Raw genomic sequence first — 22,107 nt, forward strand, 5'->3', positions numbered from 1 at the left:
CAATTTCACATTTCTTCAATAGTAAGTTCCTTACTTTTTGATTCTCAATCCAAAATGTTTTGATAATAGCAACCATTTCGCATATACTACTCATGTACGATTTATTTAGGAGGTCGAAGGAATTGACGAAATTAGATGAAACGTTAGTGATGCTGAAAGAACTTACAGACGCAAAAGGGATTCCAGGTAACGAACGTGAACCCCGTGAAGTTATGAGAAAGTACATAGAGCCATTTGCAGATGATATTGAACAGGATGGTCTTGGTTCATTAATCGCAAAGAAAACAGGCGAAGCAGATGGACCCAAAATCATGTTAGCAGGACATCTTGATGAAGTTGGATTCATGATTTCTAAAATTGACGATAAAGGTTTTCTATCATTTCAAACAGTAGGCGGCTGGTGGTCACAAGTAATGCTTGCACAGCGCGTGACAATCGTTACACGCAAAGGAGATACAGTGACGGGTGTTATTGGATCGAAACCACCGCACATCTTATCGCCGGAAGCGCGTAAAAAACCGGTCGATATTAAAGATATGTTCATTGACGTTGGTGCAACTTCGAAAGAAGAAGCAATGGAGTGGGGTATTCTACCTGGAGATATGGTTGTACCGTATTTCGAATTCACAGTGATGAATAATGAAAAATACCTTCTTGCAAAAGCGTGGGACAACCGTATCGGCTGTGCAATTGCGATTGACGTAATGAAAGCGCTTAAAGATGAAAAACATCCAAATATCGTTTTCGGAGTGGGGGCTGCACAAGAAGAAATAGGTCTTCGTGGTGCGCGCACAGCGGCAACGAAAATTCAGCCGGACATCGGATTTGCAGTTGATGTAGGAATCGCTGGCGACACGCCAGGTGTTACGTCCAAAGAAGCTACTGGTAAAATGGGCGATGGTCCACAAATTCTATTATTCGATGCTTCAATGGTATCGCATAAAGGGTTGCGTGAACTTGTTGTTGACACAGCTGAAGAGAATAGCATTCCTTATCAGTTTGAAACGATTCCAGGCGGAGGAACAGATGCAGGTTCAATTCATCTGTCAGGCAATGGCGTACCATCACTTGCAATCTGTATTCCAACACGTTATATTCACTCGCATGCAGGAATCCTGCACCGCGACGATTATGAAAATACAGTGAAACTGATTGTCGCAGTCATTAAGAAATTAGACCGTGACACGGTGAATAAGATTACATTTGAATAATTGAACGATTATTCTGCTCAGGCCAATTAAATGGTCTGGGCAGTTTTTTATTTGAATAAATCTATAAAAATACACTTGACTTTATAATTATGCATACATATAATCAGAGATACCAATTGAAATAAACGATAGGGGATGAGGGAATGGTGAAGATTGAAATGGATAATGCGAAAATAGTAGAAGGATTGAAAGGGAGAGATTTACTTACCCTGCTTGATTATACACATGAAGAGGTATCGTATTTATTGCATAAAGCAGATGCGATGAAAAAAGATATGGCGGCTGGCAAGATGCCGAATTTATTGGCCGGAAAAACACTGGGGATGATTTTTGAAAAGCATTCAACGCGTACACGTATTTCATTCGAAGTGGGTATGATCCAACTTGGGGGGCATGCAATGTTCATGAATGCACGTGACTTGCAAATTGGCCGTGGGGAGTCCGTTTATGACACAGGTCATGTATTGTCTGAGTACTTGGACGGCGTCATGATCCGTGCGAATTCACATGAAATGGTGAAGGAACTAGCACAACACACTTCGGTTCCAATCATCAATGGTTTGACGGATATTTTCCATCCGTGTCAGGCGCTAGCAGACTTGCTGACAGTTTTGGAAGTGAAAGGTTCATTAGCGGGGCTGAAGTTAGCTTATGTAGGAGACGGTAATAATGTAGCGCATTCACTTGTAATTGCTGCGGCACATATGGGTATGAACGTAGCTGTCGCGACGCCAAAAGGGTTCGAATACAATCCGAACCTCTTAGTGAAAGCGAAAGCCATTGCTGTTAAAAATGGCGGAAGTGTCTTTGAAACAACCAATCCAATAGAGGCTGTCGCTGGAGCTGACGTCGTTTATACAGATGTCTGGACGAGTATGGGCCAAGAAGAGGAAGCGGCTGCACGCCTAGAAGCATTCAAAGAGTTTCAAATTAACGACGGATTGGTCGCACATGCGAAAAAAGATTATATGTTCTTGCATTGCTTACCTGCACACCGTGAAGAAGAAGTTGCGACGTCTGTTATTGATGGACCGAATTCTTATGTATTTCAGCAAGCGGGCAATCGACTGCATGCGCAAAAAGCGGTTCTTGCTTCATTGTTGTAATAAAATAAATAAACAAGTCCAGGTTTTGATGTGAGTAGCACGTGGCGGTCATAAGCGCCTCCATGGCGAGCATAAGGAGCTACGTGGCGGTCATAAGTACACCCGTGGTGAGCATAACTAGCCCCATGCCGGTCATAACGTAATCGACAGTCCTGACTACATCAATAAATGACTTGTAACTAATTGGCAAGTACTTACATCCAACTTCTATAGATTAACAAGTCCAGGTTTTAATGCCTGGGCTTTTTTTGTATATTAAACCTAACTTAATGTTAATAATACTGTACATAATGTTAAGTTTAGTATACATTATGAATAGGAGGTGTCACGATGTTAAAGAATCGGCTGAAAGAATTGCGAGCACGACATGATTTCACACAAATTGAACTGGCAAAACGTGTTGGCGTGACACGACAAACAATTGGCTTCATCGAAAAAGGGGAATTTTCACCGTCCGTGACACTGTCATTGAGATTGGCACGTGCATTGGAATGTGACATTAACGAATTATTTTGGTTAGAAGGGGAGGAATGACAATGAAGAATGATATGAGAATTACGTATCCTCTATGGCAAATGGGTGTCATCGTTATAGCAATGCTCCTCACTTGGCTGGTTGGTTTATCTTCTGTTTTCACAGTGGGAGATAGGAGCTTCGAGGTTAATGTGCAAGGGGAATGGGGAGTGATTTGGGGAGTTGCGCTGCTTGTTTTCGTTTTCTATTTAGCGTTATTTACTTGGAATGTTGTCAAGCACAATAAACGGATGCCGAATCATAAAATTAATGTATTCTCATGGAAGCCGCAAGAATATATGGAGGATGACGAACTATTTCAAGAGGTTACGAAACGGGCGACAAAGAAAGTCTATACTTATTTTGTTTGGTCCATCCCCCTTTTTGCTGGTTTGTCTTTAGGACTCCAAGTTGGAACGATTGGTGTGGTAATGGTTCTTTTACTTCTTTCAATGGGGCAATATTTAATTTATTACACAGAAGTCAGGAAATATACGGGGGTAGATGAATGATGTTTGAATATTTTTTAGTGTTTCTAGGTGCTGCCATTCCGTGGTTAGAAATCGCACTTGTCATCCCGCTAGGCATCATTAGAGGGTTGTCCCCGATTTGGGTCATGATCCTTGCATTCGTTGGTAATATGTTGACGGTGCTGATTCTCATTATTGCATTCCAAAAAGTGAAGGAATGGATGGAGTCAAGGAAAAAGAAGGATGGAAAAGAAGAATCGAAGCGGACTGAGCGGGGGAAACGAATCTGGAATAAATATGGTATGCCTGGACTCGCGTTGCTCGGTCCGGTTTTAATCGGAACACATATTGCGGCGTTTATCGGATTGTTATTTGGGGCAAGTAAAGTGAATACGACAATTTGGATGACGATTAGCATTGCGTTATGGACGCTTGTATTCGGCATTGCGACAGCGATGGGCTTCGATTTCTTCGTGGAAAACCTTTGAATCTAATAATACAGAAACAAACACGAAAGTTTAAACTTTCGTGTTTGTTTAGTTTGTTTTTTTAATTGTTGGATCGACCACGGCCACTTCAACAATTAAATGGTGAAGGAACTAGCAAAACACACTTTGCTTCCAATCGTCAATGACTTACGGACATTTTCTATGACTTTGAACTTCTACCCAAAGGTTCTGCTGAAAGGTTTGAATCATTAGAATTGATAGTAATGATGTCTATGAAGCTGAATATATTGCTTACAATAGTGAAGGTGTAGTGATTTATACTGGTAAACCTGGCGAGTAATAAGAAAAGTGGGTGAAAAGTATATGAAGTTGAAATTTTTATATTTAGCAATAACAGCATTTTTGATTGTTGGTTGTTCAAATAACCAAGAAGTAGGGAATATCACTGATACAGATAGTTATGAAAATGTCAGAGAAGTTGCTTGGGCGTTTATCGAAGAAAAAGGTTGGAATGACAATGCTAAAAAAGACTGGAAAAGTGCGAAAGTGAAGAAAATGATTGCGAATAATAGCTATGAATTGTTGGATAAAACTTATGAAGGAAAAGAGATATTAATCGTTTCTTTTGAAGACAAAGAGAATGTTGTGGTTGGTACCCCTTTAATACTTATTGACCCCAATCTCAATGAAGTAATTGGCTATATGCCAGGTGAATAAATCCCTTGTTTAAGCAAAGATGGCTTTAATTGAAAAAGATAAGTACGCTAAAATGAAAATCGCTCGGATTGATATGAAGCCACTGAAAAAGTCATATTTCCTTCAATCCCGTTGATTTTCGTTCCGAGCGGATGCTTTCCGCAGGCACGGCTTTAGCCAATCGAAAGCAAAGGGTTCGATTTGCCGTATTTCTGTGTTCTTTGCAGAAATTAAGTCATTCTTGACCCTTGCTCGCAAAAGCCGCTTTTCACTACAATCAACTAGTTCTTACTATGAAAAAGAACTTTTTCAGTGGCCGCATGATATCCAAGCGATTTTTTGTGCTAAGTTTAATGTTATTTAACTTGTTGAACAATATGTTATTTGTTGTCTTCCAACCTTATATCCACATTACCGGAGCTACTTAGGTTTCTTGGGCATGTTTTATCTTATCGAACTCCCTTGAAAATTAAAAAACTATAATTGGTTGGAAATTTCTGTGAATTCAATGTATACTTTGAGTATCAAAAAAAAGGGAGATTAGCCTATGTTATCGAGCATTGCAGTAGAAGTTTTAAAAGAATTAAGTGAACAAAAAAACTTCGCAAGGGCACAGTAGAATATCGCAAACCCTTACTGCTGACCCCTGCAATTTAATTGGGGGACATTAAATTGATTAAGCATTATAGTGAGAGTTTTTTATCAGGAAATAAAATTGCTTTACGTAAAATTACAAAAGAGGATTATGCGAATTTCTTTGCAATTGAAGATATAATGGAAAGTCGTTTATTAATGAATGATGGTATTCCATTTCCACCTACTGAGGCGGACCACGAGAAATTTCTTAGTGAGATTAGTTCTGAGAAAGATGACTACATGTTTGCCATCGAACTTAAAGACGAAAAACTATTCATTGGAACTATCGCTGTTTACTTAGTGAACTGGAAAAGTAGTACTTGTCACGTTGGTGTTTCAATAGGACCTGAAAACCAAGGAAAAGGCTATGGAACCGATTCAATGAAAGTATTGGTAGATTTTATTTTTAATTATATGAATTTAAATAAAGTGAAACTTCAAGTATTTGGCTATAACAAAAGGGCGATTTGTTCTTATGAAAAATGTGGTTTTCTTTTGGAAGGTACTCTAAAAGAAGAACTCTTTAGATTTGGTAAGTATCATGATATTTATATTATGGGTTTACTTAGAAAAGATTGGGAATGTAAGACATAATTAACCTTTGAATAGGCAGACCAGTTAAATGGTCTGTTTTTATATCTCTTTTTCAGCGAACGAGCGCATTAGCATAAGTAATGGAGCTTAAGCAGCTCCTTTTTATAATTTCAATTATGATTGTGTAATTCTCTTTTAAACGTTAATTGTATACTATTGTCTTTATTGTTTTTTCACTTTTTTGTTACTGGATTATTTTTGCATCTAATTTATTTCACTACCGAATGCTTTAGTTGAAGAATCGGCTTCCTTACGGGGGAGCTTTTTCTTATTGAGTGAGAGGTAAATACTTCCGTGAACGTAAAAATATGTGAATTTTCAATTATGAATGATATAATTCAAAATAAGTAACGGAGGGAGGGGCGTAATGAAAAAACAGATACGCAAGGCGGATCAGGCTAAAATACGCCAACGAAAACAGATCGTATTGCGAATGAACTTCCTATTCTTTTCAATCTTTGTCCTATTTTCATTGCTCATTTTTCGCCTTGGCTATTTACAAATCGTTAAAGGTGAAGAGTATTCCCGTGAGTTGGAAAAAAAGGAAGAAATACCTGTCAACACAAGTGTGCCAAGGGGAAGAATATTTGACCGTATGGGGCTTGTTCTAGTTGATAATGATCCGAAGAACGCCATTACATATACGAAAATGACGTCGACGACTTCAGCCGAGATGCTAAAAGTTGCTGAGCAACTTGCGGTCTTGATTGAACAAGAGACGAAAAGGATTACCCCTGGAGATAAGAGAGACTTTTGGATTTTAAAGAATTCAAAAGCAGCAACGGAAAAAGTTTCTATAAAGGAACAAGAGAGACTTGAAAAGGATAGTAAGCTTTCACGGACGGAATTGCAGAAGAAGATTAATAGGCTTACACGAAAACGAATTACGGACGAAGAAATTGATTCTTTTACGGAAGAGGAGCTAGAAGTACTTGCGATTTACAGAGAAATGATGTCGGGCTATGCATACTCACCGCAAATAGTGAAAAGTGGAAATGTGACGGACGAGGAATTCGCAACTGTATCTGAACGTCTAGGAGAGTTACCGGGCGTGGATACAACGACAGATTGGGAACGTGTGAGAAGATCAGACAATACGATTCTAGGGACAACCACGAGCCCCATTGAAGGTATTCCTAAATCCCGTGAGAATTATTTCTTGGCACGGGATTACTCAGGAAATGACCGTGTTGGAAAAAGTTATATTGAGCAATATTATGAGGATTTGTTAAAAGGGCAAAAAACAATTGTGAAGAATATTAAAGATCGTAGCGGGCGTGTCGTCGAAACGAAAACAATCCGACAAGGCGAACCTGGTAAGGATCTTATTCTGACGATTGATAGTGAACTGCAACAGACACTTGAAAATATTGTATCGGAAAAACTGTTGGAATTAAAAAGAGGACCCAATACCGGAGAATTGGATAGGGCTTTTCTAGTCATGATGAATCCGAATAACGGTGAAGTTCTTTCGCTTGTAGGTAAGCAAGTTGTTACGAATCCAGAAACAGGAAAACTCGAAATATGGGACTACGCATATGGTACATTTACTGCGGTCCATGAAGCAGGATCAACAGTGAAGATGGCGACGCTTCTTACAGGGTATCAGGAAAATGTGGTACGTATCGGCGAAACGAAGATAGATGAACCAATTAGAATCGGTGGTATTACAAAAAGATCGCTGTTTAATCAATACTCTAGGGTTGCTGTAACTGATATTGAAGCAATCGGCAAGTCTTCGAACGTTTATATGTTCCGTATCGCAATGGCTATGGCGGATTCTAACAACAGCTCTGAAGGAGCGAAACGCATTAGGGAAAATGCATTTGATACGTTCCGACAATCTTTCGCCTCTTTTGGACTTGGAACAAAAACCGGCATTGACTTACCGGGGGAGTTAGGCGGTCTGATTGGCGAAAGTAATTCAATCGGTATTTTAATGGATTTATCCATCGGGCAGTTCGATACCTATACAACACTTCAATTGGCTCAATACGTCTCAACAATTGCAAATGGCGGTTATCGGATAGCTCCAAAAGTATTAAAAGAAATACGCGAACCATCTGAGGATGGTGAAATTCTTGGTTCTCTCATTCAAGAAACAGAGGTCAATATCTTAAATAGGATTCAGAGTACTGATGCAGAAATTGATCAAGTGAAGCGTGGTATGCATTACGTGTATTATGCACCTAAAGGAACGGCCCCGAAAATTTTTGATGGAAAAGACTATGATGGAGCAGGGAAGACGGGAACTGCGCAAGCATTCAGTTCAGGGAAATCGACAATCAATCTATCCCATGTGGGGTTTGCACCTTACGAAAATCCGGAAATTGCTTATGCGGTTCTTGTCCCAAACATCACTACAAAGCCAGGAGATCACACGACTGGCGCTCAAAATAAAATTATCCAACAAGCTGTAGACGAATATTTTAAGCTGAAAGTAAAAAGAGCTAAAGAAGAAATATCTACAGCTGCCGAGCAACCAATCATACAGGCTCCTAAAAAAGAATCTGAAAAATAAAAGTAGGGAAACCAAAGAATGGTTTCCTTACTTTTTTCAATAGATAAAAACCTAAGCCGCTATCTATGATGAAAATGAAATTAAGCTCTTTGAAAAGAGAATCCGCTCCTATAAAATAAGTACAGTCTTCTTGTCAATTAATTTTAAAAGAATATTCATGGATATTCCTCCGCCTATCGCTAAGAAAAAACTCCTAGTATTCTGAAATAACCCCTTAAAATAAGGCGTGTCCTTTGTCATCTTAAATTCGATAAAACTGAAAACTGTAATTCTGGGTAAAACTTTGTTATACTTACAAACAGACCAGTTGGTATGTGGGGAGAGATACATTAAATATGGATATAAAATCGCAATTAATTGATACTGCTACGACCCTTTTTCAACAAAAAGGATATAAAAATGTCGGACTTAACGAGATTTTAAAAGCTTGTAATGTTACAAAAGGAGCGCTCTATCATCATTTTCCAAACGGAAAAGAAGAATTATTGATTATTTGTTTACAAGGTTTAAATGAGGCCATTACCACAGATATCAAAGCTATATTCAGCAGGCATCTATCAGCTAAGGATGCCATACTCTCAATGATTGATAAGTTAATTCAGGATTTTGAAAAAAGTGGCACCATTATCGGCTATACATTTAGTAGCATTGTCAGTGAAATGGCAACGATGAGTGAACCAGTCCGTACTGCTTGTAGTGCTCTATATGAAAACATTCAACACCTTTACTATGAGAAACTTATAACGGAAGGCTATTCGAGTGAATCAGCTTCCGCTATTGCATTGTTGATGACAGCTTCGATTGAGGGGGCAATGATGCTATGTTTGACGCAAAAATCCGCAACACCTTTGAAAACAATTGCCACATTATTGCCGGGTATATTAAAAGTGAACAAGTAAATTCGACAGAACCCGTTAATATTGTGTTTGTTAAACTGAGTGCATCTTTAGTGTAAATTGCATTTACTGCGGTTTTATTGATATATATTACGATTATTCACTCCATAGCGTGATTTGTTATTGGCATATTCATCGATGTATTTAACGTAGGTCTCAAATATGAATTTTGAAAGGAAGAAAAACAAACTATGCATCAAGAAAACAGACTACCGAAAAACGGTAAAGAGGGCGCGTTATTTGGCGCAATTATCGTAACATTATCAGTATTAACAATGGGACCAATCAATATGATCCTTGCTGCTGGAGGCTTCAACAAAGATGTTGCAATGAACATGCTAATCGTGTTACCTATTATTTGGGTTTTCGTTATGATAATTGAACCGGTAGCAATCGGTCGTTTTGCAGAATTTTTATCATCTAAATTCATTTCGCCAACAGATGGTTTTGCTGCTCGTATTATGTTCCGTACAATTTTCACAGTATTAGGCATGTCATTTACAATGACATTTGTTGGGGTTATCATTGGGGATGGTTTTACAACTGATATCTTTGCACACTTTATCCAAATCTGGCCCCGTAACTTCTTACTCGCCCTATTTTTAGAGAGCGTAGTGATCCAACCATTTGCACGTTTAGTAATGGTTAAAATGCACGCAGCGCAAGATAGAAAAGCCGCAGTTCAAACGAATACACAAAATATCTAAAAAAATCGCTCAGACTTTTCAAAAGTCTGAGCGATTTTTTTATTATTCATTCAGCAGGCGTACGGATGACTAAAACATCGCATTTAGCTGAACGTACGATTGCTTCAGATACAGAACCAATTAAGTAGCGCTCTACTGGCGTATGCCCCGTAGCGCCGCAAATAATTAAGTCTGCCTTCACCAATTTAGCAATCTCTTTTGTAATCACCGTTTTAGGTGAACCATATTCAATAATGATAGTTACATTTTCAACGCGAGCAGCTGCTGCGCGTGCTTTATAGCGTTCTAAAATTTGTTGAGATTGTTCTTTGACTTGCCCAGCAATTTCTTTATCAAGAGGTCCTAAGTAGCGCGTATCAATAATGTTAACGAGGTTTAATTGTGATCCTTGATTTCGATATGCAATCTCAAGTGATTTACGAAATGCAAAATCGGCCTCTTTTGAACCGTCTACAGCTACTACAATACTTTTATAATCAGTTGCCATTAGTCATAAACTCCTTTTAAAATTATATAATAAATCAGTTGTAGTTATTTTGAATTCACATTTTTTGATTTTTTCATGAACAAATACAATATAACATTAATCACTGCAAATACTAAAACGACTATAAAATTTTTCGGATTATCCAATATACTTTTCTTCGAGTTTTTCTTTCTATTTTCACTGCTTTAAAAAGTGGATAGATGGGGTCGTGGAAAAAGGAATTCGAGTCGGAACGAATGGGGAAAATGAATTTGAAGTAAATACGGCATGCCTGGATTGGCACGCATACCGCCGCACTCATCGGGTTATTGTATGGAGCAAGCAAAGTGAACACAACCATATGGATGACCATCCGTATTGCATTATGGATACTTGTGTTTGGCTTTGTAACGGCGATGGGCTTTGATTTCTTTTTGGAAAATAGCTAGTTCTTAAAATACAAAAGCCGCTCAATTAATGAGCGGCTTTACGTTTATCCAAACGCCGTGATAGAAGATTGCGCCGGTGATAGTGCTCCGTGCAATCTTTGAATAATTTAACTTGCCGCAAATACTTGTGCTAGCTCTCCGGCCATCTTTGTTTTTTCTTGTTCTCCTGCATGATTCCACAGCTTTTCGAAAAACACCCCTAGTCCAGGTAACAGGTGCTCTTCACCTCGTTTAATGGCATCTTCCACAACGTTACGGATATCATCCGCTGTATTATTCGTCATGTTTGCTGAAATGGCATCTCTTATTTGAAAATCCATTTTATCAACCTCCCACTTTCATTTTGGACACAAAAATCGCCAACTATACCGTCATTTGATACACTGAAAAGAAAAAGGCGGTAACGTACATATGAAACGAATTGAATCATCACAAAACGCACTCGTGAAACATTGGAAAAAGCTTGTCACAACACGAAAAGAACGCGATCTGTCGAAAGAATTCCTTGTCGAAGGTTTTCATCTCGTTGAAGAAGCATTAAAAAGTAATGGGGCAATTCTCGCGTTAATCACCCGTGACGGAGTTGAAATACCTCAAGGATGGTCTATCGAAGGTGTAAAGCTTGTTGAGATAACAGAGGCAATTGCGAAAGAAATTTCGGAAACGGAGCAGTCGCAGGGTATTTATGCACATTGCCGTCAGCCGGAGCATGCCGAAGAGGATTATTCAGCATGGAAAAAACTTTTATTAATTGACGCAGTCCAGGATCCTGGTAATGTCGGAACGATGATTCGGACGGCAGATGCTGCTGGAATGGATGCAGTTATTCTTGGAATGGGGACCGCTGATTCGTATAACCCGAAAACAGTACGTTCTGCGCAAGGGTCACATTTCAATATCCCAATCGTCAAAGGTGATCTTATTGAATGGACGGCTAAGGCGAAAGAAGCGGGCATTCAAGTTTTAGGGACAGGATTGAAAAATGCTGTAAATCATTCTGATATCTGGCCACAAGACGAATTTGCATTGATTGTTGGAAATGAAGGCAGTGGCGTCAATCCGGATTTGCTTGAGATGGCGGATAATACGGTCAAGATTCCAATGTACGGCAAAGCAGAATCGTTAAACGTCGCAGTGGCAACGGGCATCCTGCTATATACGTATTCTAAAGTGTGAAAACTAGCATGTTGTTGATGATCAAATCATAATCGGGTATACTATTGGTTATGAACAGAAATGAAAAGCAATGATCGGGAAAAGTAAACAATACATGAGCCGAAAGGGAGTCCGCGCCTTGACTGAAAGCGCAGATGGGTAAATGATTGTCGAAGTTCACCCCGTGAGCTGCCGCCAGGACCAGCGTAAGCTGTAAAGGTGTGCCGGTGCCGGACCGTTATTCCGATTTGAGTGATCATATCTTCGGGTATGATAATCAGGGTGGTACCGCGAAATCGTCCTCGTCCCTTTTTTAAGGGGCGGGGTTTTTATTTCGTCTAGTTTCGGGCGCCAGACGCCCTACACTTTTTTTATTTTGAAAGGAGAATTGACATGGAAGCACAATTAGAACTGTTGAAAGTAGAGGCGCTTGCAAAAATTGAAGCAGCTTCAGATGTAAAATCATTGAATGAAGTTCGTGTAGCCTACTTAGGGAAAAAAGGGCCAATTACTGATTTGTTGAAAGGCATGGGAAAACTTCCTGCTGAAGAACGTCCGAAAATGGGGGCGCTTGTCAATGTTATTCGTGAGGCAGTGACAGAAGTGCTCGAAGACCGTATGGCGAAACTTGAAGAATTAGCCATCAACGAACAGCTTGAAAAAGAATCGATTGATGTAACATTGCCTGGACGTCCTGCACGTACTGGAAATCACCATCCGTTAACACGTGTTGTTGAGGAAATCGAAGACTTCTTCATTAGCATGGGCTATGAAATTGCTGAGGGTCCTGAAGTTGAGAAAGATTATTACAACTTTGAAGCGCTGAACTTGCCAAAAGGCCATCCAGCACGTGATATGCAAGATTCGTTCTACATATCCGAAGATATTCTTCTTCGTACACATACGTCACCAGTTCAAGCACGGACGATGGAAGCGAAAGGCGGCGCGCCGATTAAGATTATATGCCCAGGTAAAGTGTACCGTCGTGATAGTGACGATGCGACGCATTCTCATCAATTCACGCAAATTGAAGGGCTTGTTATTGGTGAAGATATCCGCATGAGCGACTTGAAAGGGACACTTTCTTTATTCGCTAAAAAAATGTTTGGCGATGAGCGTGAAATCCGTCTGCGTCCGAGTTTCTTCCCATTCACGGAACCGTCTGTTGAAATGGACATTTCATGTTTCAAATGTGGCGGAGACGGCTGTAACGTTTGTAAGAAAACAGGCTGGATCGAAATTTTAGGTGCCGGTATGGTACACCCGAATGTACTGGAAATGGCTGGTTATGACCCCGCTGTTGTATCAGGTTTCGCTTTCGGTATGGGACCTGAACGTATTGCAATGTTGAAATATGGTGTGGAAGATATCCGTCATTTCTATACAAATGACGTGCGGTTTGTATCGCAATTCCACCGGACGGAAGCTTGAGGAGGAGACGAATATGTTAGTATCTACAAAATGGTTAAGTGAATATGTAAATATAGAGGGAATTTCTACGGCAGACCTTGCGGAGAAAATTACACGTTCGGGCATTGAAGTTGATTCCATCATCGACCGTTCGCATGGTATGACGAACATAGTTGTGGGTTATGTGTTGGAATGTGTGAAACATCCTGAAGCGGATAAGTTGAATATTTGTCAAGTGGATGTTGGGGAAGAAACTACACAAATTATTTGTGGTGCTCCCAACGTTGCAGAAGGGCAAAAAGTCATTGTTGCACGTCCAGGTGCAGTACTACCAGGCGGCATGAAGATTAAAAAAGCAAAACTGCGTGGTGAGGAATCGAACGGAATGATCTGTTCACTTCAAGAGCTTGCAATTGAAGGCAAGCTTGTACCAAAAGCATATGCAGAAGGAATCTATGTGCTTCCTGAATCAGCTGTACCAGGTGAATCCGCACTCCCGCTGCTTGGTCTTGATGATCAAGTGCTTGAATTCGATTTAACGCCAAACCGTTCAGACGCACTCAGCATGATAGGCGTTGCGTATGAAGTTGGAGCGATTTTATCACAAGGTATCCAACTCCCTGAAATTAACTACACGGCTTCAAATGAAAAAGCCGAAGATATGCTGAAACTGCGTATCGATGCAAAAGAAGAAAATCCGATGTACGTAGCGAAAGTCGTTAAAAACGTTAAAGTAGAAGCATCGCCGTTATGGCTTCAAAACCGTTTAATGGCTGCTGGAGTACGTCCACATAATAACGTTGTCGATATTACAAACTTTGTCTTGATGGAATACGGTCAGCCGCTTCATGCATTTGACTATGACCGTCTTGGAACAGGTGAAATCGCTGTCCGTCTTGCAGAACAAGGTGAAAAAATCACGACATTGGATGATACTGAACGAACACTGGAAGCGCATCAACTTGTTATTACGAACGGTAAAGAACCTGTAGCGATTGCTGGCGTAATGGGCGGATTAAATACGGAAGTACATGATGGAACGACGACGGTTGTCATCGAATCTGCTTACTTCTCATCAGGATCTGTCCGCCGCACTTCGAGAGAGCTTGGGCTTCGTAGTGATGCGAGTACACGTTTTGAAAAAGGAGTCGATCCTAATCGAGTCGAAGCAGCAGCAGAACGTGCCGCACAGCTTATGGCTGAAATTGCGGGGGGCGAAGTGCTTGCTGGATCTGTCATTGTTGATGAACTCGATAAAACGCCTGTACGAATTACTGTTTCACCGGATTATATTAACAACCGCCTTGGTATGAAGATCCCTCTTGAAGAAATGCTAGCTATTTTAGACGGATTACAAATCCCTACAGAAGCGGTGAACGGAAAATTGATCATAGATGCACCGACACGCAGGCAGGATCTTCGAATCCAAGAAGATATTATCGAAGAGATTGCACGGATGTACGGCTATGACTTGATTCCAATGACACTTCCAATAACGGAATCGACGCCGGGTGGGTTGTCGCCGTATCAAGCGAAACGTCGTACAGTTAGAGCGTTCCTTGAAGGCGCAGGACTCTTCCAGGCACTGACGTATTCATTAACATCTAAGGAACAGGCACAAAGCTACGCGCTTGAAACAGCACCTGTTACAGAACTTCTGATGCCGATGAGTGAAGACCGCAGTATCCTTCGGCAAAGTCTTATCCCGCATCTCCTTGAGGCTGCAACATACAACGTTGCACGCCGTATGGATTCGGTAGCGCTTTATGAAACTGGATCGGTATTCCTTGGTGAAGAGGAAGATGGACTGCCACAAGAAGTTGAACATGTTGCAGCTGTTATTACTGGAAAATGGGTTGACCATGCATGGCAAGCAGAAACGAAATCGGTTGACTTCTTCGTCCTTAAAGGGATTGTCGAAGGCATGATGGATAGTCTCGGTCTTTCTGAAGGTCTGTCATTCGAACAAACTGTTCTTGACGGGATGCATCCTGGACGGACAGCAAACATTTTCTATAATGCCGAACGGATAGGTTTGATTGGACAAATTCACCCGACAGAACAGAAAAAACGTGATTTGAAAAACACATATGTAATGGAAATGAACCTTGCTAAAATTTTGGCAGTTGAAACGGAAGAACTTTTATATACCCAGGTTCCACGTTTCCCATCGAGTTCAAGGGACATTGCGCTTGTCGTTTCGAGCGATACATCAGCAGGTATGCTTGAAAACGTTATTCGCAGCGCTGGTGGTAAATTGTTGAAAGACGTTAGATTGTTTGACCTGTACGAAGGGGACAATGTTGAAGATGGCAAGAAATCACTTGCGTTCTCACTGACATATTCAGATGCTGAGCGCACATTGACAGACGAAGAAGTTGTCAAAGCGCATGACAAAGTATTGAACGCATTAACAACAGAAGCAGGAGCTTTGCTTCGCGGATAACTAAAATCAAGAGGCACACAGAATTCTATTCTGTGTGCCTCTTTTTGGGGAAATGCAATTAGAAAAGAAAAGTTGCAATTACAGTTGAAAAGTTGCAATTAGAATCATAGAGTTGCCATTAAAAACGTAAAGTTGCAATTACAGTAATTACCTTGGCATTTGTTGCTTAGATTTTCGCGAAAACGAAGAGTTGAGATTAGAACATCGAAGTTGAGATTAGAATTCAAAAGTTGGTATTAGATTCTCAAAGTTGGTATTAGAATTCGAAAGTTGTGATTACACTCCAAAACTCACCGTCTTTTCCTAGCCGCGAGATTCTTAGCTTTCCCTGCATTCGCAAAATGCCACTTCGTCAGTGATTTCAACGTATCTTCACCGCTTTTCAATAAAATCTTGGCGGCCACCTCATCCACTCTTGGTCCCGCGCCTTTCGGCAGTGTCATTCCCGCAATACGACTCAACCGGTCCATCTCTTCTAAAAACGCAACACGTGCAATAATTGACGCAGCTGCAACCGACATATGAAGACCTTCCGCTTTTGTCGAAAACAGCACATTCTCTCGCACAATTTCAGACTCCGCTTTGATGTGATTATAATAAATGCCGCGCTCCGCAAATTGGTCAATCAAAATATAATCGGGTTTCTCTCCGTCCATTTTCCGGAGTACATGCTTAAGTGCCTGATTATGAAGGAGGGCTTTAATCTTTCCCTGAGACCAGCCGCTCGCTTGTACATCATTGTATTTCTCGTTTTCAAGCGTCAGCACACTATAAATGAGCGCCTCCTGTAAATCAGGTGCGATTTTTCGCATGAGGTCATCTGTTAGCATTTTTGAATCTTTTACACCAAGTTCGCGAACAAGCTCTATTTGATCGGCACGGACGAAACAAGCTGCAACAGTAACAGGCCCGAAGAAATCACCCGTTCCTGTTTCATCTGACCCGAGAACGGATAACTGTGCTAAGCGGTCTGGCAGCACATCACCTTTTGTTTTCAATGCGGCCGACCCCGCTTTAACTTCTGCAGTACCCCAGCGTGCGGCTTCCCGTTCAGATCCTGCGCCCTGGAATAGTACTTTTCCGGACTTGTAGGCTGTGATTGAGGTATCAGGTAGTTTCGCTGCAAAGACGACGCCAGGAGCATTGCGTACGACTTTTGAAGACGTGTAATGATTTATCACTTTTTTCATATCTTGACTGTTTACAATAATAACTTGATTACTCAATTTATAACTTCCTCTCGTCGACTTAATTCACAACTAAAACCATTTCGTGGTATGATTAATAACAGAGTTTTTTATGTGGGAGGTCGTATCATTGGCAGACGAACAGAAGACACGCATAGCAGTTGACATATACGGACAGACCTATAAAATGGTCGGTACCGAAACAAGCACTCATATGCGGCTGGTCGCCTCGATGGTCGATGAAAGGATGAGGGAAATCAGTGCCCATAACCCTTATCTCGACAGTACAAAAATCGCTGTGCTAACCGCCGTTAATAGTGTACATGATAATCTTAAATTAAAAATGCAAATTGAACAATTAGAAGAAGAATTGAATAAGCTGAAGGGTTGACGGTATTACATGCTTGATTTATTAATTATTATCCTCCTATTTGGGGGACTCGTAACTGGATTCAGACGGGGACTCATTGTCCAAATTATACATATGACAGGTTTCATCATCGCACTTGTCGTCGCTTATACGTACTATAAACAACTTGCGGAAGCATTTGTTCTTTGGGTTCCTTATCCAGGTGTGACTGCCGGTTCAAAATTATCCATGACAGTCGAACAACTTGATCTAGATGGGACGTTCTATCAATTACTGGCATTTGTATTGATATTTCTTGTTGTCAAATTTGGATTGCAGCTCATTGCATCTATGTTTGATTTCCTGAAGTATTTGCCCGTCCTAGGTTTCGTTGCACGTATTGCGGGGGCTTTGTTCGGATTTATCGAATTCTATATACTTATGTTCCTTGTTCTCTATCTGCTGGCTATGCTACCGATAGAGTTTATCCAAGAAAGGATAAGCAATTCATTGCTTGCTAAGTCGATGTTTGAACATACGCCGGTGTTATCTGAAACTGTGAAAAAATGGTGGTACATTTATACAAACTGACGGCTTCCCCCTTTTTGGAGGGAAGCTTTTTTCTAGAATTGTCTATCCGCAGCGGCCGAATGCAAAAGGACGCTTCCGTATATCAGAACAGGAGGGCTTATAGTGAATAAAAAAACAATCATTCGCACGTTTGAAAAAATCGCTTTATATATGGAGTTGCTTGGGGAAAACCATTTCAAAGTAGCAGCATTTAGAAAAGCGGCCAACGTGCTTGAACTAGATCCACGCAGTTTATCCGAAATGGATGATATTTTAAAGTTGAAAGGGATTGGCAAAGGCACGGGTGCTGTCATTACCGATTTGCTAGAAAAAGAAGAGTCTGATCTGCTGAAAGAACTGGAAGAAGCTGTGCCAAAAGGGCTTATTCCATTGTTGAAAATACCAGGCCTAGGTGGCAAGAAAATCGCCAAACTACGGGAAGCGATTGGCATCGATTCGGTTGAATCGCTCCATGCGGCATGCATGGCAGGGGAAGTAAGTAAAGTAGCTGGTTTCGGCAAGAAGACAGAAGAGAATATGTTGAGCGAAATTGAAATCTTAGGAACTCGTCAAGGGAAATTTCCGCATTGGCAAATGGAGAAGGTTGTTACATTTGTTGAGCAGGAACTTCGTTTGATACCAGAGATTAAACATTTTTCTGTCGCTGGAAGTTACCGTCGAACGGAAGAGGAAAGTAGTGACGTCGATTTCATCATTGTGACGGACGATCCCGCAACTGTACGGGAAAAGCTACTTGCCACATTACCTCTGGTTGCGACGATTGCGGCAGGGGATGCGAAACTGTCTGTAACACTCGACTTGGAAGAGGCGATTGACGCCGATTTCCGCTTCGTGAAAGCAGAACAATTCGCAAGTGCTATTCATCATTTCACTGGCTCGAAAGACCATAACGTCAAAATGCGCCAACTTGCGAAATCTAGAGGAATGAAAATAAGTGAATACGGAGTGGAGAATGAAGATGGTTCCATCGAGACATTCGATTCAGAAGAACAATTTTTCGCTCACTTCGGTTTGCCGTTCATCCCGCCTGCAGTGCGCAGAAATGGCAGTGAAATCGATCGTGTCGATGAACTAGCCGGCTTGGTAGCGATCGAGGACATCCGTTCGGACCTTCATATGCATACAACATGGTCGGACGGAGCGTACTCAATCCGTGAAATGGTTGAGGCCTGCCGTGCTAAGGGCTATTCTTATATGGTTATCACAGACCATACGCAGTATCTCAAAGTTGCGAACGGACTAACACCTGAACGAATACGTGAACAAATCGTGGAGATCCGTTCGTTGAATAAAGAATATGATGATATCGAAATTTTTTGCGGAACGGAAATGGACATCCTACCTGACGCGACACTGGATTTTGATGATGAACTGCTAAGTGAGTTAGATTTTGTCATTGCTTCTATTCACTCTAATTTCAGTCAATCACAGGAATTGATTATGGAACGGCTCCATACGGCTATGAAAAATCCGCACGTCGATATGATTGCACACCCGACCGGTCGAATCGTTGGTCAACGGGAAGGTTATAATCCTGATGTACCCCAACTTATTCAGTGGGCGAAGGAGTATGGTAAAATACTTGAGTTGAATGCGAACCCATATCGGCTCGACCTTGCGACTGATCATCTGATTATGGCGCAGGAAGCTGGAGTTACTATTGCCATTAATACAGATGCACATGCAATTGAACAACTAAATTATATGACTACTGGTGTAAACTACGGTAAAAAAGCATGGTTGAAAAAAGAGACGGTCGTTAATACGTGGCCGCTCGATAAATTTATCCGCGAAATTGTGCGGAAGTGAGAGGAAGTGTAAGACATTGGAAAACCGTGTCTTAAAAACACTTGAGTTCGATAAAATCCGGGATATGGCAGCAACTCATTGCACATCATTCGCCGGTCGATCTTATATGGAGAAATTAGTACCCGTCAGTGATTTTGACGAAGTTGTAAAACTGCTGGAAGAAACAGACGAAGGGTTATCGATACTTCGCGTTCGTGGCAATGTGCCAATGGGCGGAATTAGCGATATTAGACCCCATGCCAAACGTGCACAAATGGGCGGCATGCTGAGTGCTTATGAATTGATGGAAACAGCCAACACAATCCGTGCAAGCCGGAACCTGCGTCAATTCATTGAAGCGATTGTGGCAGATGAAGATATTGAAATTCCGCATTTCATTGCGAAAAAAGATGCCATTCCGATTTTGACAGGCTTGGAACACGAAATCAATGCATGCATTGATGACAATGCACATGTTGTCGACAGCGCTTCAGGATCGCTACGTACAATTCGGCAAGGTTTGCGAATGCAGGAAGGCCGCGTACGTGAAAAGCTGGAAAGTTATACACGTGGGAAAAATGCTGCAACGATGTTATCCGACGCCATTGTCACTATCCGGAATGACCGTTATGTGATTCCAGTAAAGTCGGAGTATCGTTCGCATTACCGTGGTGTTATTCACGATATGTCGTCGTCTGGTCAAACGCTTTTCATCGAGCCTGATGCAGTCGTGCAGGCAAATAATGAAATTAGAAGATTAAAACTGCAGGAACAGGAAGAAATCGAGAAAATCCTTATCGATCTGTCCGCGAAAGTGCAGGAAGTCGCACATGATTTATTCACCCTTGTTGCGATACTATCTGAAATCGACGTTATCCTTGCGAAAGCAAAATTTGGCAAAGCGCATAAATGCACGAAACCCGAAGTGAACAATAAAGGCTATATTCGTCTAACGAAAGCGCGACATCCCTTGTTGTCGATGGAAGAAGCAGTTGCGAATACAATTGAATTCGGTAAAGATATCACAACCATCGTTATTACCGGACCTAATACGGGCGGGAAAACGGTCACATTAAAAACGGTAGGATTATGTACGCTAATGGCACAGGCAGGACTTCCTATACCGGCACTCGACGGCTCTGAAGTTGCAGTGTTCGATTCGATCTATGCTGATATTGGAGACGAGCAATCGATTGAGCAAAGCCTTAGTACATTCTCTTCACATATGGTGAACATCGTCGATATTTTAGAGAAATACGATGACCGTTCCCTTATTATATTCGATGAGCTCGGTTCGGGTACGGATCCGCAGGAAGGGGCGGCACTTGCCATCTCGATTCTGGATGAAGTGCATGGACGTGGTGCAAGAGTAATGGCAACAACTCATTATCCAGAGTTGAAAGCATATGGCTATAACCGTCCAGGCGTTGCCAATGCAAGTGTTGAATTTGATGTTGACACGCTTAGTCCTACGTACCGTTTGTTAATAGGCGTTCCAGGACGCAGTAATGCGTTTGAAATTTCAAAGCGACTAGGATTGCAGGACTGGGTTATTGATCGGGCGAAAAAATTCACGGGTACAGATCGCGGTGAAGTCGATTCAATGATCCTTTCGCTCGAGACAAGCCGTGTGCAATCAGAAAAAGATGCAGAAGAAACGCATGACATCTTACTGGAAACGGATCGTTTGAAACGTGAATTGGAAGAAAAGTTAGCAGAGTTTGATAACAAGAAAGAACGAATGGAAGCAAAAGCAAAAGAGAAAGCCAAAAAAATCATCGAAGATGCGAAGCGTGAATCGGAAGCAATCATTTCAGATTTACGTGCAATGCGCCTGAATGTGGGGGCAAACGTAAAAGAACACGAATTGATTGAAGCTCGAAAACGTCTTGAAGGCGCTGCTCCTGCTGAAGCGAAGAAGAAGGCAGTGAAAGCGAAGGCAGCGCCAAGGGCCCTTCAAACAGGTGACGAAGTGAAAGTGCTCAGTTATGGTCAAAAAGGGACGCTCATTGATAAAGTTTCAGATCATGAATGGATTGTCCAAATCGGTATTTTGAAGATGAAGCTTGATCAATCAGGACTGGAATTTGTTAAACCTGAAAAAGAGAAAAAACAGTATTTATCAACTTCAGTAGCGGGACGAGATACACATGTTAAAATGGAACTCGACCTGCGGGGAGAACGCTATGAAGATGCAATTTTCCGCACAGAGAAATATTTGGACGATGCGCTCCTATCAAATTATCACCAAGTGTCGATTATTCATGGCAAAGGGACAGGGGCGTTAAGGCAAGGTATCCAGCAATTCTTGAAAAATCACAGCCGCGTGAAAACGTACCGATTTGGCGAAGCCAGTGAAGGCGGACACGGCGTTACTGTTGTTGAATTGAAATAATTCCACTGTTTAAGTTAACCAATGTATACCTGTATAAACCAAGCAAAGGCGCCTTACAAGGGGGAGTCACTG

General features: G+C 41.3%; 20 protein-coding genes and 1 other annotated feature. Of the genes, 17 read left to right on the forward strand and 3 right to left on the reverse strand.

Annotation, left to right across the window (positions count from 1 at the left end):
• The first annotated feature begins 122 nt into the window (after positions 1 to 122).
• From MKX62_RS15945 to MKX62_RS15990, 10 genes are all read left to right on the forward strand, one after another.
• On the forward strand, positions 123 to 1,211 hold the full coding sequence (locus tag MKX62_RS15945; RefSeq protein WP_340741831.1) for a M42 family metallopeptidase: 1,089 nt from the start codon (positions 123 to 125) through the stop codon (positions 1,209 to 1,211).
• A 143-nt stretch (positions 1,212 to 1,354) separates the two neighbouring features.
• Complete coding sequence (gene argF, locus MKX62_RS15950) at positions 1,355 to 2,317, forward strand: ornithine carbamoyltransferase (protein WP_340741832.1); 963 nt, start codon at positions 1,355 to 1,357, stop codon at positions 2,315 to 2,317.
• A 330-nt stretch (positions 2,318 to 2,647) separates the two neighbouring features.
• Positions 2,648 to 2,851: a helix-turn-helix transcriptional regulator gene (locus MKX62_RS15955; protein ID WP_187047331.1), complete on the forward strand. Its 204-nt coding sequence runs from the start codon at positions 2,648 to 2,650 to the stop codon at positions 2,849 to 2,851.
• A gap of 2 nt (positions 2,852 to 2,853) precedes the next feature.
• Positions 2,854 to 3,342, forward strand: coding sequence for a hypothetical protein (locus MKX62_RS15960; RefSeq protein ID WP_340741833.1), 489 nt, complete (start codon positions 2,854 to 2,856; stop codon positions 3,340 to 3,342).
• Positions 3,342 to 3,788, forward strand: coding sequence for a small multi-drug export protein (locus MKX62_RS15965; RefSeq protein WP_340742591.1), 447 nt, complete (start codon positions 3,342 to 3,344; stop codon positions 3,786 to 3,788). Before MKX62_RS15960 ends, MKX62_RS15965 begins: the two co-directional genes overlap by 1 nt.
• Positions 3,789 to 4,112: 324 nt before the next feature.
• Complete coding sequence (locus MKX62_RS15970) at positions 4,113 to 4,466, forward strand: hypothetical protein (protein ID WP_067207792.1); 354 nt, start codon at positions 4,113 to 4,115, stop codon at positions 4,464 to 4,466.
• A gap of 651 nt (positions 4,467 to 5,117) precedes the next feature.
• On the forward strand, positions 5,118 to 5,675 hold the full coding sequence (locus tag MKX62_RS15975) for a GNAT family N-acetyltransferase (protein ID WP_255428630.1): 558 nt from the start codon (positions 5,118 to 5,120) through the stop codon (positions 5,673 to 5,675).
• Positions 5,676 to 6,042: 367 nt separating this feature from the next.
• On the forward strand, positions 6,043 to 8,196 hold the full coding sequence (locus tag MKX62_RS15980; RefSeq protein WP_340741834.1) for a peptidoglycan D,D-transpeptidase FtsI family protein: 2,154 nt from the start codon (positions 6,043 to 6,045) through the stop codon (positions 8,194 to 8,196).
• Between the two features lie 335 nt (positions 8,197 to 8,531).
• Positions 8,532 to 9,095: a TetR/AcrR family transcriptional regulator gene (locus tag MKX62_RS15985; RefSeq protein ID WP_338652869.1), complete on the forward strand. Its 564-nt coding sequence runs from the start codon at positions 8,532 to 8,534 to the stop codon at positions 9,093 to 9,095.
• 188 nt (positions 9,096 to 9,283) lie between these two features.
• Positions 9,284 to 9,799, forward strand: coding sequence for a DUF2798 domain-containing protein (locus tag MKX62_RS15990; RefSeq protein WP_338652868.1), 516 nt, complete (start codon positions 9,284 to 9,286; stop codon positions 9,797 to 9,799).
• Between the two features lie 46 nt (positions 9,800 to 9,845).
• Here MKX62_RS15990 and MKX62_RS15995 read toward each other — a convergent pair whose 3' ends face one another.
• Positions 9,846 to 10,286: a universal stress protein gene (locus MKX62_RS15995; protein WP_340741835.1), complete on the reverse strand. Its 441-nt coding sequence runs from the start codon at positions 10,284 to 10,286 to the stop codon at positions 9,846 to 9,848.
• Positions 10,287 to 10,821: 535 nt separating this feature from the next.
• Positions 10,822 to 11,034, reverse strand: a complete 213-nt coding sequence (sspI, locus tag MKX62_RS16000) for a small acid-soluble spore protein SspI (RefSeq protein WP_067207810.1) — start codon at positions 11,032 to 11,034, stop codon at positions 10,822 to 10,824.
• A 91-nt stretch (positions 11,035 to 11,125) separates the two neighbouring features.
• On the opposite strand from sspI, the gene MKX62_RS16005 reads away from it, so the two are divergent.
• The 3 genes from MKX62_RS16005 (at position 11,126) to pheT (ending at position 15,725) form a co-directional block, all read left to right on the forward strand.
• Positions 11,126 to 11,890 (forward strand): TrmH family RNA methyltransferase, encoded by a 765-nt coding sequence (locus MKX62_RS16005; RefSeq protein ID WP_067207813.1) that lies wholly within the window; start codon positions 11,126 to 11,128, stop codon positions 11,888 to 11,890.
• Between the two features lie 61 nt (positions 11,891 to 11,951).
• Positions 11,952 to 12,182 (forward strand) — a binding site (T-box leader).
• An 80-nt stretch (positions 12,183 to 12,262) separates the two neighbouring features.
• On the forward strand, positions 12,263 to 13,300 hold the full coding sequence (pheS, locus tag MKX62_RS16010; RefSeq protein ID WP_067207815.1) for a phenylalanine--tRNA ligase subunit alpha: 1,038 nt from the start codon (positions 12,263 to 12,265) through the stop codon (positions 13,298 to 13,300).
• Between the two features lie 13 nt (positions 13,301 to 13,313).
• Positions 13,314 to 15,725: a phenylalanine--tRNA ligase subunit beta gene (pheT, locus tag MKX62_RS16015; RefSeq protein WP_340741836.1), complete on the forward strand. Its 2,412-nt coding sequence runs from the start codon at positions 13,314 to 13,316 to the stop codon at positions 15,723 to 15,725.
• Between the two features lie 290 nt (positions 15,726 to 16,015).
• Here pheT and rnhC read toward each other — a convergent pair whose 3' ends face one another.
• On the reverse strand, positions 16,016 to 16,951 hold the full coding sequence (gene rnhC / locus MKX62_RS16020; protein WP_340741837.1) for a ribonuclease HIII: 936 nt from the start codon (positions 16,949 to 16,951) through the stop codon (positions 16,016 to 16,018).
• Between the two features lie 73 nt (positions 16,952 to 17,024).
• On the opposite strand from rnhC, the gene zapA reads away from it, so the two are divergent.
• The 4 genes from zapA (at position 17,025) to MKX62_RS16040 (ending at position 22,035) form a co-directional block, all read left to right on the forward strand.
• Positions 17,025 to 17,303: a cell division protein ZapA gene (gene zapA, locus MKX62_RS16025; protein ID WP_399631710.1), complete on the forward strand. Its 279-nt coding sequence runs from the start codon at positions 17,025 to 17,027 to the stop codon at positions 17,301 to 17,303.
• 9 nt (positions 17,304 to 17,312) lie between these two features.
• Positions 17,313 to 17,852 carry a CvpA family protein gene (locus MKX62_RS16030; protein WP_067207826.1) on the forward strand — a complete coding sequence of 180 codons (540 nt, stop codon included), beginning with the start codon at positions 17,313 to 17,315 and terminating at the stop codon, positions 17,850 to 17,852.
• A gap of 102 nt (positions 17,853 to 17,954) precedes the next feature.
• The gene (polX, locus tag MKX62_RS16035) at positions 17,955 to 19,661 is read left to right on the forward strand and encodes a DNA polymerase/3'-5' exonuclease PolX (protein WP_340741838.1); all 1,707 of its coding nucleotides are present in this window, start codon (positions 17,955 to 17,957) and stop codon (positions 19,659 to 19,661) included.
• Positions 19,662 to 19,725: 64 nt separating this feature from the next.
• Entirely contained in the window at positions 19,726 to 22,035 is a 2,310-nt protein-coding gene (locus tag MKX62_RS16040) for an endonuclease MutS2 (RefSeq protein WP_445683554.1), read from the forward strand.
• Positions 22,036 to 22,107 lie beyond the last annotated feature (72 nt).

The organism is Sporosarcina sp. FSL K6-5500 (genome assembly GCF_038005665.1).
Lineage (GTDB): Bacteria > Bacillota > Bacilli > Bacillales_A > Planococcaceae > Sporosarcina > Sporosarcina psychrophila.